The sequence below is a fragment of the Agriterribacter sp. genome (assembly GCF_035444585.1).
Classification (GTDB): Bacteria; Bacteroidota; Bacteroidia; order Chitinophagales; family Chitinophagaceae; genus Agriterribacter.
On record NZ_DAOMOZ010000030.1, the window covers coordinates 1 to 15806 of the forward strand.

General features: G+C 45.2%; 14 protein-coding genes. 11 read left to right on the top strand and 3 right to left on the bottom strand.

Annotated elements, in window-relative coordinates; genetic code table 11:
- Positions 1 to 1484 (bottom strand): ATP-dependent DNA helicase (locus PLH26_RS05235; RefSeq protein WP_324584941.1); only part of this gene is annotated, 1484 nt, incomplete at its 3' end.
- Positions 1485 to 2272: 788 nt separating this feature from the next.
- Here PLH26_RS05235 and PLH26_RS05240 point away from each other — a divergent pair.
- From PLH26_RS05240 to PLH26_RS05280, 9 genes are all read left to right on the top strand, one after another.
- A complete protein-coding gene (locus PLH26_RS05240) occupies positions 2273 to 3319 on the top strand; it encodes a DUF6340 family protein (protein WP_324584942.1) in 1047 nt (348 codons plus the stop codon).
- Between the two features lie 271 nt (positions 3320 to 3590).
- On the top strand, positions 3591 to 5486 hold the full coding sequence (locus tag PLH26_RS05245; protein WP_324584943.1) for a chloride channel protein: 1896 nt from the start codon (positions 3591 to 3593) through the stop codon (positions 5484 to 5486).
- A 397-nt stretch (positions 5487 to 5883) separates the two neighbouring features.
- Positions 5884 to 6573, top strand: a complete 690-nt coding sequence (locus PLH26_RS05250; RefSeq protein WP_324584944.1) for a 3-keto-disaccharide hydrolase — start codon at positions 5884 to 5886, stop codon at positions 6571 to 6573.
- A gap of 187 nt (positions 6574 to 6760) precedes the next feature.
- Complete coding sequence (locus PLH26_RS05255) at positions 6761 to 9886, top strand: PVC-type heme-binding CxxCH protein (protein ID WP_324584945.1); 3126 nt, start codon at positions 6761 to 6763, stop codon at positions 9884 to 9886.
- 8 nt (positions 9887 to 9894) lie between these two features.
- Complete coding sequence (locus PLH26_RS05260; RefSeq protein ID WP_324584946.1) at positions 9895 to 10200, top strand: Dabb family protein; 306 nt, start codon at positions 9895 to 9897, stop codon at positions 10198 to 10200.
- A gap of 30 nt (positions 10201 to 10230) precedes the next feature.
- Positions 10231 to 11463: a Tm-1-like ATP-binding domain-containing protein gene (locus PLH26_RS05265; protein ID WP_324584947.1), complete on the top strand. Its 1233-nt coding sequence runs from the start codon at positions 10231 to 10233 to the stop codon at positions 11461 to 11463.
- A gap of 572 nt (positions 11464 to 12035) precedes the next feature.
- Positions 12036 to 12893 carry a phosphoenolpyruvate hydrolase family protein gene (locus PLH26_RS05270; protein WP_324584948.1) on the top strand — a complete coding sequence of 286 codons (858 nt, stop codon included), beginning with the start codon at positions 12036 to 12038 and terminating at the stop codon, positions 12891 to 12893.
- 76 nt (positions 12894 to 12969) lie between these two features.
- Positions 12970 to 13323, top strand: a complete 354-nt coding sequence (locus PLH26_RS05275) for a sulfatase-like hydrolase/transferase (protein WP_324584949.1) — start codon at positions 12970 to 12972, stop codon at positions 13321 to 13323.
- Between the two features lie 70 nt (positions 13324 to 13393).
- On the top strand, positions 13394 to 13648 hold the full coding sequence (locus tag PLH26_RS05280; RefSeq protein ID WP_324584950.1) for a hypothetical protein: 255 nt from the start codon (positions 13394 to 13396) through the stop codon (positions 13646 to 13648).
- Between the two features lie 20 nt (positions 13649 to 13668).
- Here PLH26_RS05280 and PLH26_RS05285 read toward each other — a convergent pair whose 3' ends face one another.
- The gene (locus PLH26_RS05285; RefSeq protein ID WP_324584951.1) at positions 13669 to 13923 is read right to left on the bottom strand and encodes a hypothetical protein; all 255 of its coding nucleotides are present in this window, start codon (positions 13921 to 13923) and stop codon (positions 13669 to 13671) included.
- Between the two features lie 140 nt (positions 13924 to 14063).
- On the opposite strand from PLH26_RS05285, the gene PLH26_RS05290 reads away from it, so the two are divergent.
- Together PLH26_RS05290 and PLH26_RS05295 are read left to right on the top strand one after the other, a co-directional pair.
- Positions 14064 to 14990, top strand: a complete 927-nt coding sequence (locus PLH26_RS05290) for an alpha/beta fold hydrolase (RefSeq protein WP_324584952.1) — start codon at positions 14064 to 14066, stop codon at positions 14988 to 14990.
- A 198-nt stretch (positions 14991 to 15188) separates the two neighbouring features.
- Complete coding sequence (locus PLH26_RS05295; RefSeq protein WP_324584953.1) at positions 15189 to 15458, top strand: HU family DNA-binding protein; 270 nt, start codon at positions 15189 to 15191, stop codon at positions 15456 to 15458.
- A 156-nt stretch (positions 15459 to 15614) separates the two neighbouring features.
- On the opposite strand, the gene PLH26_RS05300 is transcribed toward PLH26_RS05295, so the two are convergent.
- A complete protein-coding gene (locus PLH26_RS05300; RefSeq protein ID WP_324584954.1) occupies positions 15615 to 15794 on the bottom strand; it encodes a hypothetical protein in 180 nt (59 codons plus the stop codon).
- Between the last annotated feature and the right edge of the window lie 12 nt (positions 15795 to 15806).

The following is a 15806-nucleotide window of genomic DNA, read 5'->3' on the forward strand; positions in this document are numbered from 1 at the left end:
TTGTCGGGGATCTGGCGATGCACATAATTTTCATAATGCGCATTGATGTTTTCCGGGAGTTTTATAAAATTAAAAGCCCCGGCCAGTGAAAGCGTGATAAACTTTTTTTGTTCCTGCTGTAACTGTTCCTGTATTTCCTCTTCGTCCATTTCGGTTTGGGCAAAGGATAATACCCGCGGATCGGTATTAATGCATTGGGGATGTATCCTTGAATAGAGTACCAGTCCGTCGAGCGAAGTAAGCCGGCTCAGCGCTACGTATACCTGCCCGGGTGCAAAGGATGCGCCTGCATCAATGATCGCTTTTGTAAAAGTAAGCCCCTGGCTTTTGTGAATGGTAATGGCCCAGGCCAGGCGAACAGGATATTGCGTAAAAGAACCGAGTTCTTCTTCTTCAATATTGTCTTTTTCCTTGTTGTAATTGTAACGGATATTTTTCCAGGTTTCTTTTTCAAGCAATAGCTCAGCATCATCATCCGGGAACTTTACATAAATTTTACCGTTACTGATACGGCTTATCATACCGATCTTTCCATTGTAATATCTCCTTATCTCGCCTTTGTCGTTTTTGGTGAACATGATCTGAGCTCCGGGTTTCAGCTTCAGCAATTTTTCTGCCGGGAGGACCCTTTCATTGAAGTCGCCTGTCAGTTCCCCCTCAAAAGCAGATGGTTTTCCGGGAAGCTTTTCCAGTTCCTGCCTGTTGATCTGGTCGGCACGCGAATTGTGCGTGGTAAGCACAATATAATTTTCTTTCTTAGGCGGCTCAAAGCCCGGCTTATAATATTGATGCAGGCGTTCAAGATCGGCAGGGATAGTATTGTTGTTGCGCACATTGTTCAGTATCTGTATAAAATCCGCTTCATTCTGACGGTATATTTTTTTCAGCTCTATATAAGCAGGCGGATTCTGCTGCAAGGCCAGCGCATCAAAAAAGAAAGGGCTTTTGTAAACAGACTGCAGTATTTCCCATTCGGCATTATTGATCACCGGCGGCAACTGAAACAGGTCGCCGATATACAATATCTGCACGCCGCCAAAGGGCACCAGAAGCTGCCGGCGGAAGTGGCGGAGGATGGTATCAATGGCATCCAGGGTATCGGCCCGCATCATGCTTACTTCATCTATCACCAGCAAATCCAGCTCCTGCAGCAATTCACGTTTACTGCTGTTGAATTTTAAATTTCTGAACAGGGTATGCTCGTTGGTAACCTGTGTTCCGTTTTCGGATGAATGGCGTGTGGGCAGATAAGGCCCAAAAGGCAGTTGAAAGAAAGAGTGAAGCGTGGTGCCACCGGCATTTATGGCAGCAACGCCGGTTGGCGCCACTACGGCCATTTTCTTAAAGCAGTTGTTACGTATATAGCGCAGGAACGTGGTTTTGCCCGTGCCTGCTTTGCCGGTTAAAAAAATATGCCTGTTGGTTTGATTTACAAACTGCAGCGCCCGCTGAAAATGTACATTAGATGCATCGAATGAAGTCATGTTTTCCAAAGGTAAAAGCTATTAAGTGATAAAATAACCGGTGTTAGCAAACAAAGGCTTAATATACTCATATCCTGTTGTAAATGCAAGTAAAATATTTACATTTTGATAATGACCATAAAAGAAAAGCTGTTCATCAACAGCAAGCACAGCGCAGTTTGTAGTACAAGACCTACAGGTCTTTTGATATAAAATAGTACACAACAAAGATATAAAGTACTATTTTTTACCGCGTCATTATATATTTTCTTTGTGCCATCATTGATCAATCAAAACCTGATCCCTAACCCCTGGTTTCCCTTTCCCTGTTAAAGTATAAAGTCAAAGCTGTTGCAAACCGAAAGGAAAAATATTAAACCTGAAACCACAACCTGAGAAACAACCCTGAACCCTTCACCAGAAGACGGAAATTTTACCCTTAAGCAAAATAGTCCCGTAACCTTATCCCTGACCCCCTGGAAATAATTTCCGTTTTCTGGTGTTTTTTGCTTTTTTGGCTCCCAGCTTTCAGCGCTCAGCGATCAGTTGTCAGACAAAGCGGGTACAGAAATTAAATAACAAGAACCAGGGGACAAACGCCTGGCTGTCTTACACACTGGGTGATGGCGGCCATCATTGCATTTATATTTCCCATGCTTGCCGAAAAGGAGAAAGGTGAGAGGAGAGAGAAACCTTACACCTTATGCCCTACGCCTTCAACCTCATACCTCAAACCTCCTGCCTCATACTATATGTAAATATTAAACGTTTTAATACATGGCATCGGTGTATGCTCAAAATCCAATAGTATGAAAAATACAGTCTTCTGCATTTTAATTTCTGTGAGCTTAAGTTCCTGTGCATCAACAGAGCTGGTGCGCCTGAGTGTTCTGGAACCGGCTCCTGTAACCCTTCCCGGCTATATAAAAAATATTGGCGTAATAAACAGGAGCGAGGTAGCCGAACAAAATAAGGTGGTTGATGCGGTAGACAAAATTTTTTCGCTGGAAGGGCGCGACCTGGATAAAGAAGGCGCACAGGCAAGTATAGCCGGTTTGGAAAATGAGCTGATCAAAAACAACAGGTTTACGGGGGTGAGAACAATTGACGATGCAGCGCTTAAGAGTCCGGTTCCGGGCGTTTTTCCATCGCCGCTAACATGGGATGTCGTGGAAAAAATATGCAGGGAAAACAATACGGATGCCCTTTTTGCGCTGGAGTTGTTTGATACCGACTCCAAAATAAATTATGCGGCCGACCCTGTTTCCATTAATACGCCATTGGGTAAAGTGCCGGGCGTGGAGCATCGTGCAACAATGCTTACTACGGTAAAAGCAGGCTGGCGGATATATGATCCTGCTGCAAGAAATATTTTAGATGAATTTCCGGTGGCAGGTAAAATGGTATTCACCGGCAAAGGAATTAACCCGGTGAAAGCAGCCGGCGCATTGATCGGCCGTAAAGAAGCTTTGAAGCAGGTGAGCAATAAAGCCGGGCAGGATTATGCATTCCGGATCATTCCTTACTGGCTGAGGGTATCAAGAGATTATTATGTAAGAGGAACGGATAACTTCAGGGTGGCGCGGCGTAAGGCGCAAACGGGCAACTGGGATGATGCCGCGGCGATATGGGAAACGGAAACCACCAGCGATAAAAGCAAGGTGGCAGGAAGAGCCTGCTATAATATGGCGATTATCAATGAAATTAACGGCAACCTCGACGGGGCCATCCAATGGGCGCAAAAGTCGTATGAGAATTATAATAATAAGCTGGCGTTGCGTTATGTAAGGATTCTTGAAAACAGGAAGATCAACAATGCTATCCTGGAAGACCAGGAAGCGATAAGCGCCAGATAGATTTATATCCCCTGTCCAGGTAATTGTTAACTTCGCCCACGGGCAAATGATATAGCGATCACACCCACATTTCCGGCGCGTGAAGACACATACAGGTAATAGCCGGGCAGATGTGTTTGCCCTGCCGTGTCCATTCTTACAGGGGCTGTATATTAAAAATTTGTCCTTAGTGCTTACCTTCGCGTCTTTAAAAATTAAAATGCCGGATTATTATTCAGTCATTTTAATGCTGTCCGCATCATCTTCAGCGGATAGTAAAAGACAGTAGTAAATGATCAAAAGCAAAACTTTAAGCAAGGGCATACCGGTTTCCATTTCATTGACGCCAGCCATAGAGGCAGAGATTGATCAGCCGCTGGTTGCCCAGGACAAAAAAAGACTGCTGACCATTTCTGCGCTGGCTGTTTTGATTGCCTTCTGCATCAGCATTATTGCCAAACTGCTTGTTCATCTTATTGATCTGATTACCAATGTGGCTTTTTATGGAAGCTTTTCCACGGCGCATTCCACGCCGGTCAGCCATACGGTTGGCATTTTTGTAATTGCAGTTCCGGTAATAGGCGGGGTGATAGTGGGGTTAATGGCCCTGTATGGCTCAAAAGCAATAAGAGGGCATGGCATCCCGGAAGCGATGGAACAAATACTCACCAATCAAAGCAAAATAAAGCCAACCATTACCTATTTAAAGCCACTCTCATCGGCAGTATCTATTGGTACCGGCGGACCCTTTGGGGCAGAAGGTCCCATTATTGCTACCGGCGGCGCGCTGGGCTCTACACTCGGACAATTGATGAAGATCACCCACAATGAAAGAAAAATACTTTTGGCCGCGGGCGCTACAGCAGGCATGTCGGCTATTTTCGGGAGCCCTATTGCTGCTATTTTCCTGGCTGTAGAGTTGTTGTTATTTGAATTTTCGCCACGTTCTATCATTCCCGTAGCGCTGGCATGCATAACGGGTGCAGCGGGGCATCATCTGTTGTTTGGAGCCGGGCCGGTATTTGCTGTTAAGCATGTTATAGCAACGCCTTCCAATACCGCGCTGGCGGCCTATAGCGGCATGGGAATTGTTATAGGCGTATTATCGGTTTTGGTTACCAAGATCGTTTATTATATAGAGGATGGGTTTGAGAAATTGCCTGTTCACTGGATGTGGTGGCCCGCTATTGGCGGACTGGCTGTTGGTATAATAGGCTATTTTTCTCCCGCAACACTGGGCGTGGGTTATGAAAACATAACGAACATCCTTTCTGGCGAGCTTACCATTCGGTTTGTATTGTCGCTGTGCCTCCTTAAGTTCCTGTCATGGGCCATCGCTTTGGGAAGCGGCACATCGGGCGGCACATTAGCGCCATTGCTTACCATAGGAGGCGCAACAGGTGTTTTGCTGGGAAGCATTATCATTTATTTTTTCCCGCAAAGCGGCGTCGCCATTCCACTGGCCGCATTAGTGGGCATGTCGGCTATGTTTGCCGGTGCTTCCAGGGCCTTGCTCACTTCCATTATTTTTGCATTGGAAACCACGGCGCAGTCCAATGCGTTATTGCCACTGCTGGCTGCCTGCGCCGCTTCGTATTTTGTTTCCTACTTTATTATGGAAAATACCATCATGACGGAAAAGATCGCACGCAGGGGCGTTAAAACTCCGCATTCGTATGAACCTGATATCCTGGAAAAAATTTCTGTAGAACAGGTCATCAAAGAAAACGGCGTGGTGGTGAGCGAGGATAATACGGTTAGGGAAGTAAAAGAATGGCTCAGCAAAGAGCCCGACTACAACAGCAACTATTTTATCATTTCAAGTAATGAAGGCCAATATAAAGGGATCCTGAGCTCTTCTACCATATTCAGTAATCTTCAAAACGACGACAGCAGGGTGGGAGCGCTTATTAAACGCAAAAATATTTCTGTTGACACAGGCAGCAGCCTGAGAACGGCAGTGGAGATCATGGCAAAAGAAAATACAGACGTATTACCGGTGGTATCAAAAGAGAACAACAACAGCATTATCGGCATCCTCTCTTACAGGGAGATCATTGCTTCGTACAAAAAGAATATGGACGATCATGTAAAAAAGCATCCCGATATTTCATTAAAAAGAAGAGGGCTGAAAATATTACTGCGGGGACAGAAGCTGATGACTTCGATCAAGATAAAAGATAAATAAAGGGAGGATTTGGAATTTAGGTTGTATGCTGTTTCAGAAACTTTAATTTGTAGTTCATGGTCCATTCGGATTTCGGATTTTCAGATTCGGATTTAAAAAAAATTCGTACTTTCATCATTCCAACTCACCAAACAAAAGGAGGTATTCATGAAATCTGCAGAATATTCATGGAAGCCTTCGGTTAGTATCGCCTAACCGGGCTTGTTCCATAAAAATATCTGAGGCGAAAGCCGGAAGCCGCCAGTTTTTATTGGTGGCTTTTTTTATATAATATTTTTTCGAACGGCAATTTTTATCACGAATGACATCTGTATATCACCAATGTTCAGTAATATTATGAATTGAATATCCCGGACTCTGAACCAAAAATCCCGTTGTATAAAAAATTGTAAGCATTATGAAATCGAAGTGCATTTTTGCCTTAAAGAAAAGAAGCCTGGTAGTATTGTTTTCACCCATACAAATAATTGTATGGATATTGCTGTATAGTTCCGCTCTGCATGCACAGGAATCATCTGTTAAGGCGGTTTCTCTTTTTGACGGCAAAACCCTCAAAGGCTGGAAAACCGTTGATCCGGCTCATCAGCAGCTTTGGTATGTTAAAGACAGTATGATCATGTGTGGTGATGGGATCAATACAATACCAGACAACACCTATCTGCATACAGAAAAGGAATATGGCGATTTTGAATTCCGCTGCCTCTTTCGTTTATCGGGCGATGAAAAAACGGGGATGATCAACAGTGGCATTCAATATCGCTCGAAAATAATTAACAGGGAGATCGTAGGCTACCAGGCCGATATTGGCAATGGTTACTGGGGCGATATTTATGATGAGCATCGCCGCGGCAAGCTGGTTGGCGGAGATCTCAGTATTTTACGGCGCCTGTTAAAGCCCGATGGATGGAACAGTTATATCGTAAGGGTTAAAGGCAATTATCATGAGTTGTACATTAACGGCGTTAAAACCTGCGAATACACCGAGAAGGATCCTAAAATCCCTGCTAAGGGTGTGATTGCCGTTCAGATACACAGCGGTGGCGCAGGTATTGTTGAATTCCGCGATCTTACGATTACCGAATTGTAGGTGTGGTTGAAAGATGTGAACAGGCAATGGTGAATAGAGAATGACAAGATTGACCACTCACCACTCACCATTCACCACTCACCACTCACTTGTTCCGAACGGCGCACTTCACATGTTTGACACCGCATACGTCATTGTAACTTAGCACCACATACCCTGATCTTTAATTATTTACAATTTTCAACACATGAAATTTCCCGGTCTCTTCCTTGTTTTTACAAGCCTGTTTTTTATTTCAGCACCACCAACCGAAAGCGCTCAGAACATTGCTCCGGATAGCGTTAATACACCCGAAGAAGAACTGGCGGGCTTCAGCGTGCCGGAAGGTTTTGTAGTAGAGCTGGTAGCCAGCGAAAGAGATGGTATCGTTAACCCGGTTGACCTTACATTTGATGATGCCGGAAGGTTGTGGACGCAAACAGCAAGGATGTATCCGTTGGATCCGGTTGCAGATATACAGTGGAACGATTTGCTGAAGCTGATGAATGATCCTGAAGCCCAGCGCAACCATCCCAGCTTTAAACGTATCCTTGACCTGTACCAGGGCAAAACAAAAGGCACCGACCAAATACTTGTGCTTTCGGGGCTGTATGGCAGGGGGCCTGTTAAAACGGAAGTTTGGGCCGACGGACTTACGATCCCCATGAGCATACTGCCTTACAAAGACGGCGTTTACGTGGCACAGGGATCCGAACTTTTTTTTCTGCGTGACAGCGATAATGATGGCAAAGCCGATGAGCGCATTCCATTGCTCACGGGGTTTGGCTTTACCGATACCCACACAATGGCACACGTGCTGATACGGGCGCCCGGCAACTGGATCAATTTCAGTCATGGAGCGCTCAATAAAGGAGAAGTGTCTTCCTTTATGAGCGATGTAAAGCTGAGAATGGATTACAGTAAGATCGCCCGCTTTTCGATGGATGCCAAAAAGCTGGAGCTGGTAAACGCCGGCTTGAACAATATCTGGGGCTACCAGCTCAGGAACAACGGGCAGTGGTATGGCTGCGAAGCCAACGACCTGGGTTATTCCGTTGTTCCCATGGAACCGGGCACAGGATTTCCCGGCATCGGAAATGAACGCCTGCGCGAGTATCAGCCATGGATGCCGGAGCTGCACAAATTTCGGGTAGGCGGCACCGGTATATCCGGACTGGCTTTTCCCGATGATCTTTCAGGGTCATTCCCGGCCGAATGGAAGAACGTGGCTCTTTTGGCCAACCCCATCACCAGCACGGTCAATGCCGTTAAAATTACCCGCAATGCCGATGGAACCGTTAGCGCTGAACATTTGCCCGACCTGCTTACTTCCAAAGACAAATGGTTTCGCCCGGTGAATATGGAATTTGGACCCGACGGTTGTCTGTACATCGCCGACTGGTACAATAAGATCATCTCCCACAATGAAATTCCCACCACTCATCCCGACAGGGATAAAACACACGGCCGCATCTGGCGCATCCGCCATAAAAGTCAGCAGCCCCGCCAGGTTCCCGATTATTATAATATTAAAACAGAAGATCTGGTCAAAGGATTGCATTCGCCTTCACTTTGGGAAAAACGTGCGGCATGGCACCAGATCTCCGATCGCCCCGTGGCAGAAACGCAAAAATTAGCCAGGCCGCTTGTACAACTGGCATCAGATGCCGGGCAGGAAGAAATTACCCGCATCCATGCACTGTGGTCATTGGAAGGGATCAAACATTATGATGCTGCATTATTGCAGGCTTTGTTGCAAAGCCCATCAGATGATCTGCGTCGTGAGGCTGTGCGTTCTTTGAGCAGCTTTTCACCCGGTACAGCAACGGTAGCCGCATATTTAAAAAATGTCATTGAAGATAAAAACCCCATGGTGCGTGCACAGGTGCTTCGTACACTTGATGAGCTGGGAGCGGCAGATGAGGCTGTTATTGATATACTCGTCCGCGCTTCAAAACCGGCGCTTGAAGGCAATGCCATGGGTGGCGCTTACGAAAGAAATTTTGAGCGTTTTCTTGCGCGTAAGGCATTAGAACAATATCCGGCTCAATTAGCGGCTTATCTGAACAGCCCCGCTGCAGAAAAAACAAGCGGCGATCATTTGCTTTGGGCAATCCAGGCACTGCCCGGCGGACAAAAAGAAACCGCCTTTCTAAAGCTATGGCCACGCCTCAATATCAGCAGGCTGGATGAGCCTGGCTTTGTATTTGTTGCCGGCATGCTCAACAACAAAACCATTTTTGAAACAGTGAGGCCCATTATACATAATGAAAACAATGCTGCTTTATACACCGGTTATGCTTTACAGAACCAGGCACAGCTACAGTCACCCGAACTGGCCGTTATGCTCCGGGAGCCGGTAGCTAAATTGTTGCGCAGCCGCTCAGAAAAAGATGTTAACCTGGCGCTGGATGCCGTTGGCCGCTTTAATATTGAACAGGTACGGGATGCCGTTATTGCCCGCATCAGTGATCAGTCGCTTGAAGAAACAGTGCAATTGGCGTTGAAGGCTTTGGAAAACAACCCGGCACTCAACAAAGATATTTTTACCCGTGCCGTAAGGAATCAAAAACTCAGCTTTGGCATAAGAACCGCGGCGCTTGGAAGCCTGGCAAAAGTCGACAAGGCATCGGCATCGGGTATAGCGCAGCAATGGGTTCCCCAACTCAATACAGTACAGAAGAACGAATTCGTAGCAGATCTGTCTGCATCGGAGCAGGGAGCGGCATTGCTGGTGGATATGCATGAAAAGAAACGGCTGCCACTTGCGTCGTTTGATCTGCCCGCAGCCGAACGCATCCGCAACAGCAATAAGGACGACCCGCGTGCCATTGCCATTTGGGAAGCCGTTAAAACAAGGTACGAAGCAGAAAAAAAGGCTTTCAGATCAAAGCTCAGCAAATACATGGCTATAGCCGAAAAAAAAGGAGGTGATGCAAAAGCAGGGAAAGTGCTTTTTCAAACCTGCCTGATGTGTCATAAAGTAGGTAACGAGGGTAAAAATATCGCACCGGCATTAGACGGTTCGGCAAACCGTGAAAATGAAGCCTTGCTTACCGCTATCCTTGACCCCGATGCGGCCGTGGAATCCAATTACGCCGTTTACCGCGTTACCAAAAAAAATGGCAGCACCATAGAAGGCTACCTGGTCAGCAAAAACGACAGGGGCACCACCATCGCTTTTATGGGTGGCAGCCAGATTTTTATTGAAAAGAATGCTATCCGGAGCCAGGGCTTTTTGGGCGGCCGTTCTTTTATGATTAAAGGACTGATTGACCACTATTCCGATAAACAGGTAGCAGATCTGCTTGCTTATATACGTACGCTTAAATAAAAATAATTATGGTAAGACATTTCGGGGTGTTTAAATTTAAACCGGGAGTTGACGGAGAACAGATAGAACAATGCTTTCGTGCCATGAAAGATATGGTAGGGAAAATTGAAGGATTGCTGGATATGGAATATGGCGAATACAACAGCACGGAGGGGTTAAATGAAGATTTTACCCACGGCTTTGTTATGACGTTTGATACACTGGAATCGCGTGATGCCTATCTTCCCCATCCTGTTCATGAAACGGTAAAGGAGTTTGTTGTGCCTAAATTAGAAAGGGTGATCGTGTTTGATATCAATGTGCCTCAGGTTTAATTGTATTATATCTTAATTCTAAAAGAAAGTATGTCCAGTAACAACAAAGCCATTTTAATCCTGGGTTGTTTTGATACCAAGGGAGAGGACTTTTTATTCCTGCGGAGTTGTATCGTAGAGCATGGAGAAAAAGTGATAACAATGAATACCGGGGTCATGGAAACTACAATAAATTTCCCGGTTGATATTGAGTCAGACGTAGTAGCGCTGGAGGCAGGTTACTCAATAAAAGCATTGAGGGAGTCGGATGACCGCGGGCAGGCGGTAAGCATAATGGGCAGAGGGGCAGCAAAGTTTGCGGCCAGGCTTGTAGCACAAAACAAAATTAAAGCAGCTATCGGCATGGGCGGTGGGGGAGGAACATATATCGCGCTTTCTGCCATGCAGGAAATTCCTTTGAGCATACCTAAACTCTGCTTAAGTACGCTGGCTGCAAAAGACCTGTCGCGGCAAATGGGCAGCAAAGATATCGTATTAATGCCTTCTATTGTGGATGTGGCAGGATTGAACAGCATCAGCAGGCTTTTGATCAGACGGGCAGCGGCGGCAATTTGCGCCATGTCGGAAGTAGGGGAAGAAAAAGTAAGCACGGCTGCAGGCACCATCGCCATCAGCATGTTTGGCAATACATCGGACTGTGTGAACCAATGCAGTGATCTGTTGCGAAAACAGGGCTATGAAGTGCTCGCTTTTCATGCCAATGGGGTAGGAGGTAAAACGATGGAATCATTGATCGGGGAAAAATGCTTTGATGCTGTTTTAGACGTTACTACTACCGAGTTGGCCGATGATCTGTGCGGAGGCATTTGCAGTGCCGGTCCCGGCAGGCTAAATGCTGCTGCCGGCCTGGGCATTCCCCAGGTGGTAGTACCCGGTTGTTTGGATATGGTGAATTTTGCGCAGCCGGATACCGTACCTGTGCAATACCAATCGCGGGACTTGTACAACTGGGCGCCGGATGTAACCTTAATGCGGACGAATAAAGAAGAAAATAAAATACTGGGTGAAAGACTGGCACAGAAAATAAACCGTTCGCCTGCACCGGTAAAAGTTTTATTGCCGGCAAGGGGTATTTCCCAGATAGACGCACCCGGCGGGGTATTTTGTCGTCCGGAAATTAACCGGGTTTTGTTTGATGCCATAAAAGAAAATACCAAATCATCCATAGAGGTAATTGAAACGGATGCACATATCAATGACCCCGAGTTCTCCGCCATGCTGGTAAATGCATTATTGAGTGTAATGAAAAAGCTACAGGTGTAATTCGATATGAATAGCTATGCTTGTGTTCAGAAAAAAGAAAATGAATACAGGCAATAGAAGAAACAAACCACTATGTGCACCTATGTGCCTATGATCCTATGTGGTAGAAAAGAAGGCAAACACACAGAAACAGTAGGGACATAGAACCATAGAAGAAACAAACCACTATATGTACCCATGTGCCTGTGATCCTATGTGGTAGAAAAGAAGGCAAACACATAGAAACAGTAGGGACATAGAACCATAGAAAGAAACAAACCTACTATGTGCACCTCTGTGCCTGTGATCCTATGTGATAAATAAGAAGACAAACACATCGACACAATAGGAATATAGAAACCATAGAAAGAAACAAAAACACTATGTGTACCTATGTGCCTGTGATCCTATGTGATAAAAAAGATCCTATGTGATAAAAAAAGAAAGCAACCACATAGAAACAGTAGGAATATAGGAACCATAGAAAGAAACAAACCTACTATGTGCACCTATGTACCTATGATCCTATGTGATAAATTATGAAGACTAACACATATTAGGGACATAATAGAAAAAAAATAAACAAAATAATTATGGCAAATCCATGGACAGGCAAAGGAAATCCTTATACGAAGCAGGAAGTAAGGGAAAGGCTGCAAAAAACGGTTTACCAGAACAAAGCGATCATAGCCGCCGGTGCGGGTACCGGTATCAGCGCCAAGTTTATTGAGAAGGGTGGTGCTGACCTGATCATCATATATAATTCAGGCCGGTTTCGTATGTCCGGGCATGGGTCTACTGCAGGCTTAATGGCTTATGGGGATGCCAATGCGGAAGCCATGAACATAGGTGAGTTCGAAGTATTGCCGGTGGTGGAAGAAATTCCTGTGATCTGTGGTGTGCATGGTTCCGATCCACGCCGCCGGATGTGGCACCATTTGTTGAAAGTGAAGGACATGGGCTTTTCGGGTGTCAATAACTTTCCCACCCATTGTATAATAGACGGTCATTTCAGACAGGTTCTGGAAGAAACGGGGATGGGATTTGAAAAGGAGGTGGAAATGGTGCGGCTTGCTGCTAAAATGGATCTGTTCTCTATCGTGTATGTAGCCAAAGCCGAAGAAGCCAGGCAGATGGCAGAAGCAGGCGCCGATGCTATCATTTCACACGTTGGAACCACAGTAGGTGGATCTGTAGGCGTTACGGGAGCTTCCTGCACAATGGACGAGGCTGTGCAACGCACTCTTGAAATTATGGAAGCAGGAAAAAAGGTGAATCCCGAAATCTTTTTCCTGGCGCATGGCGGCCCCATCAATACACCCGAAGATGTGCGCATAGTATTGGATAAAACGGGTGCGCATGGCTTTGTGGGCGCTTCCTCGCTGGAGCGGATGGGCGTTGAAAGATCCTTAACCGACCTCACCCGAAAATTCAAGTCACTTACTTTATAAAACAGGTAGCACATCAAAATTTTGATTGAGCCGCATATTTATTTACGGAAATTGCAAATTATTCAGCAGATACAATATGATGCCGGCAAAACAAAATATTTTCATTGCCCTTATTTTTGTGCTCGCTTTACAAGCGGTTAAGGCACAACAACCCGTTACCGCGAAGCCCAACATTATTGTTATTATTACCGATGATCAGCAATACGGAACTATCGGGGCATTGGGCAGCAGGGAGATCATAACGCCCAATATGGATAAGCTGGTAAAAGGAGGTACTGCGTTTACCCGTGCATACATCCAGGGTGGCTTAAGCGGAGCTATTTGCTGCCCAAGCCGTGCCATGTTACTGACCGGCAAAAATCTTTTCAGTCTCCATGAAGATGGATTGTATATCGCGGTATCCGTACTACTTTCCCCATATCACCTTTGAAACCGGCAAATGGCATTTTAATGGAAGAGATCGCCTGCTTTTTGCCTATCTGAATTTGCAACGGAGTATCATGCATCATAATTTTAAACTGATACGGTACAATGTAAACGGGCAGCCTTTTGTACAATTGTTTGATTTAAATACCGATCCCCTTGAAATGCACAATCTTGCAGAAGAAACCCGGCACCGGGTAAAACTTACGTTTATGGATTCCCTGCTGAACAGGACGATGAAGGAAATGAATGATTTTTGCGACATCCATAAGCCCGGTTGGGGGTATCCAAAAAAATGGACCATGTCTGATGTTAAAAAATTAAATCCTTAAGATCGGACAGGCTTTCAGGATTAATGACCTTGCTGTTTCAAATCTTTTTCAAGCTGGATTGCGATAGCCTGCAGCAATGCCTTATCAATATTTAATCTTTTCCCTTCTTCCAGCAAAACCGCACGATAATTACCCTCCTCATCAGGTTCAAAACCTATCGCTTCATTTTCTATATGCACCACTATCCTGTGGCTGTATCCATAAACCTGTAATTGGGCCTCAAACACCTGTTCTTCCTGTAAGCCGGGAACGGTAAGGATAAATGATTCTGCCATTTTAAAAATGATATTTGTTTAACAGAGAAGGCCCCTGCACTTTATGGAGTGGAAAATTATCCTCACTGCCTGCTGCGGAGCGGCTATTCCCCCTTTTGGTTTCATGTGGTACAGTTTGTGTGATACAGCTTTATCAAACCATGTCTGATAAAAGCATTGTTTCATTAAAAGCAAAGATCATGAAATCCATTCAGTTTAACGATACAAACACCGGGGAAGAAATCCATATCGCTTATTCATCATACGGCAGCGGGCAACCGGTAGTATTAATTCATGGTTGGCCACTAAGCCGTGAAATGTGGGAATACCAGCTTGCCGACCTGATAAATGCCGGTCACCGCGTAATCAAATATGATCGCCGCGGGTTTGGTAAAAGCAGTAAGCCCTGGAAAGGATACGATTATGATAGCTTAACAAATGATTTGCATGAGCTGATGGTACAATTAGATCTGAAAAATGCCATTCTTGTAGGATTCTCCATGGGCGGAGGAGAGGTGGTGAGGTACATCAGTAAGTATGGAGAAGAGCGGGTAGCGGGCATTGTACTGATCAGCTCTGTTGTTCCTTTTCTTTTAAAAACGGCCAACAATACAGAAGGAGTGGATGCAGATGTATTTGACGGGATGATAAAAGGAGTACAATACGACAGGATCGGTTATCTTGATGAATTTGGGAAAAAATTCTTTGGTGCAGGTTTTTTAAATAAGCCCGTTAGTACGCCATTGCTGAATTATTACCTGCAACTGGGATCCAAAGCTTCGCAGCAATCTACTATAGAATGTATAAAAAGCTTTTCCGCCACCGATTTCAGGAATGATGTGGATAAGATATCCGTACCCACGCTCATTATTCACGGCGACAGCGATAAAATCGTTCCCATTGAAGTGAGCAGCAAACGTACAGCGGGAATGATCCCCCATGCAGAACTGGTTGTTTATGAAGGGGCGCCTCATGGCTTATTCTATACGCACCGGGAACTCCTGAATAAAGATCTCCTTAATTTCATCAGTGGTAAAAAACATGAAGAGCCCGGTCCGGAAGACATCCCGGTAACATCTGTATTTTAATTTGATGAAACAATTATTTAAGCAGTCTTATTGAATGATAAAAGTCTGAGTATTTGCGATTGCTCACTCCGTTGGCGATAACAACCTTTTGGGTCGGCCCTTTTTTGTGTGAAAAATTAGCAGAAAAAAATCTTTTATATGATCAGAAGCAATTACTTCAATTATATTTGCATTCTAACCCAATAAATACATACTATCATGAACAAAGGAGAATTGATCGAAAAGATCGCCGCTGATGCAGCCATTACCAAAAAGCAGGCTGGTGCTGCATTAGATTCATTTACCGAAGCAGTGGCAAAAACCTTAAAGAAAGGCAATAAGGTAACGCTCGTAGGATTTGGCACTTTTTCTGTTTCCAAACGCGCTGCCCGTAACGGTCGCAACCCCCAAACAGGCGCGGTTATTAAAATCAAGGCAAAGAAAGTAGCCCGCTTTAAAGCAGGCAAAGAATTATCGGCGAAAATATAATTACCAGCAATTGATCTTTACAGAGGCTGCTACGATGGTTGCAGCCTCTTTGCTATTTAAAAGTGTAATCGCTCCTTCAGCTTCTCTAAAAGACCGGTCGGCATACTGTCGTTTTTCAGCACATCAGGCGGAACAAGTTTCCCGTTGTATTCCCCCTCATATGCGAAGGCTGGGGGTCGCTTCCGCCCGGGATGATTTTGATAAAGCGGTGCCCGGCGCTTTCATAGATCGGATGGTATATTCATCGCCGACCAGCCAGGTTGAAACTTCAGCATCCTGGTTCAGCGCTTCTTGCCCGATCATTATGCCAAATATACCGGCAAGCGATTTCTTCAACGATCAATACCA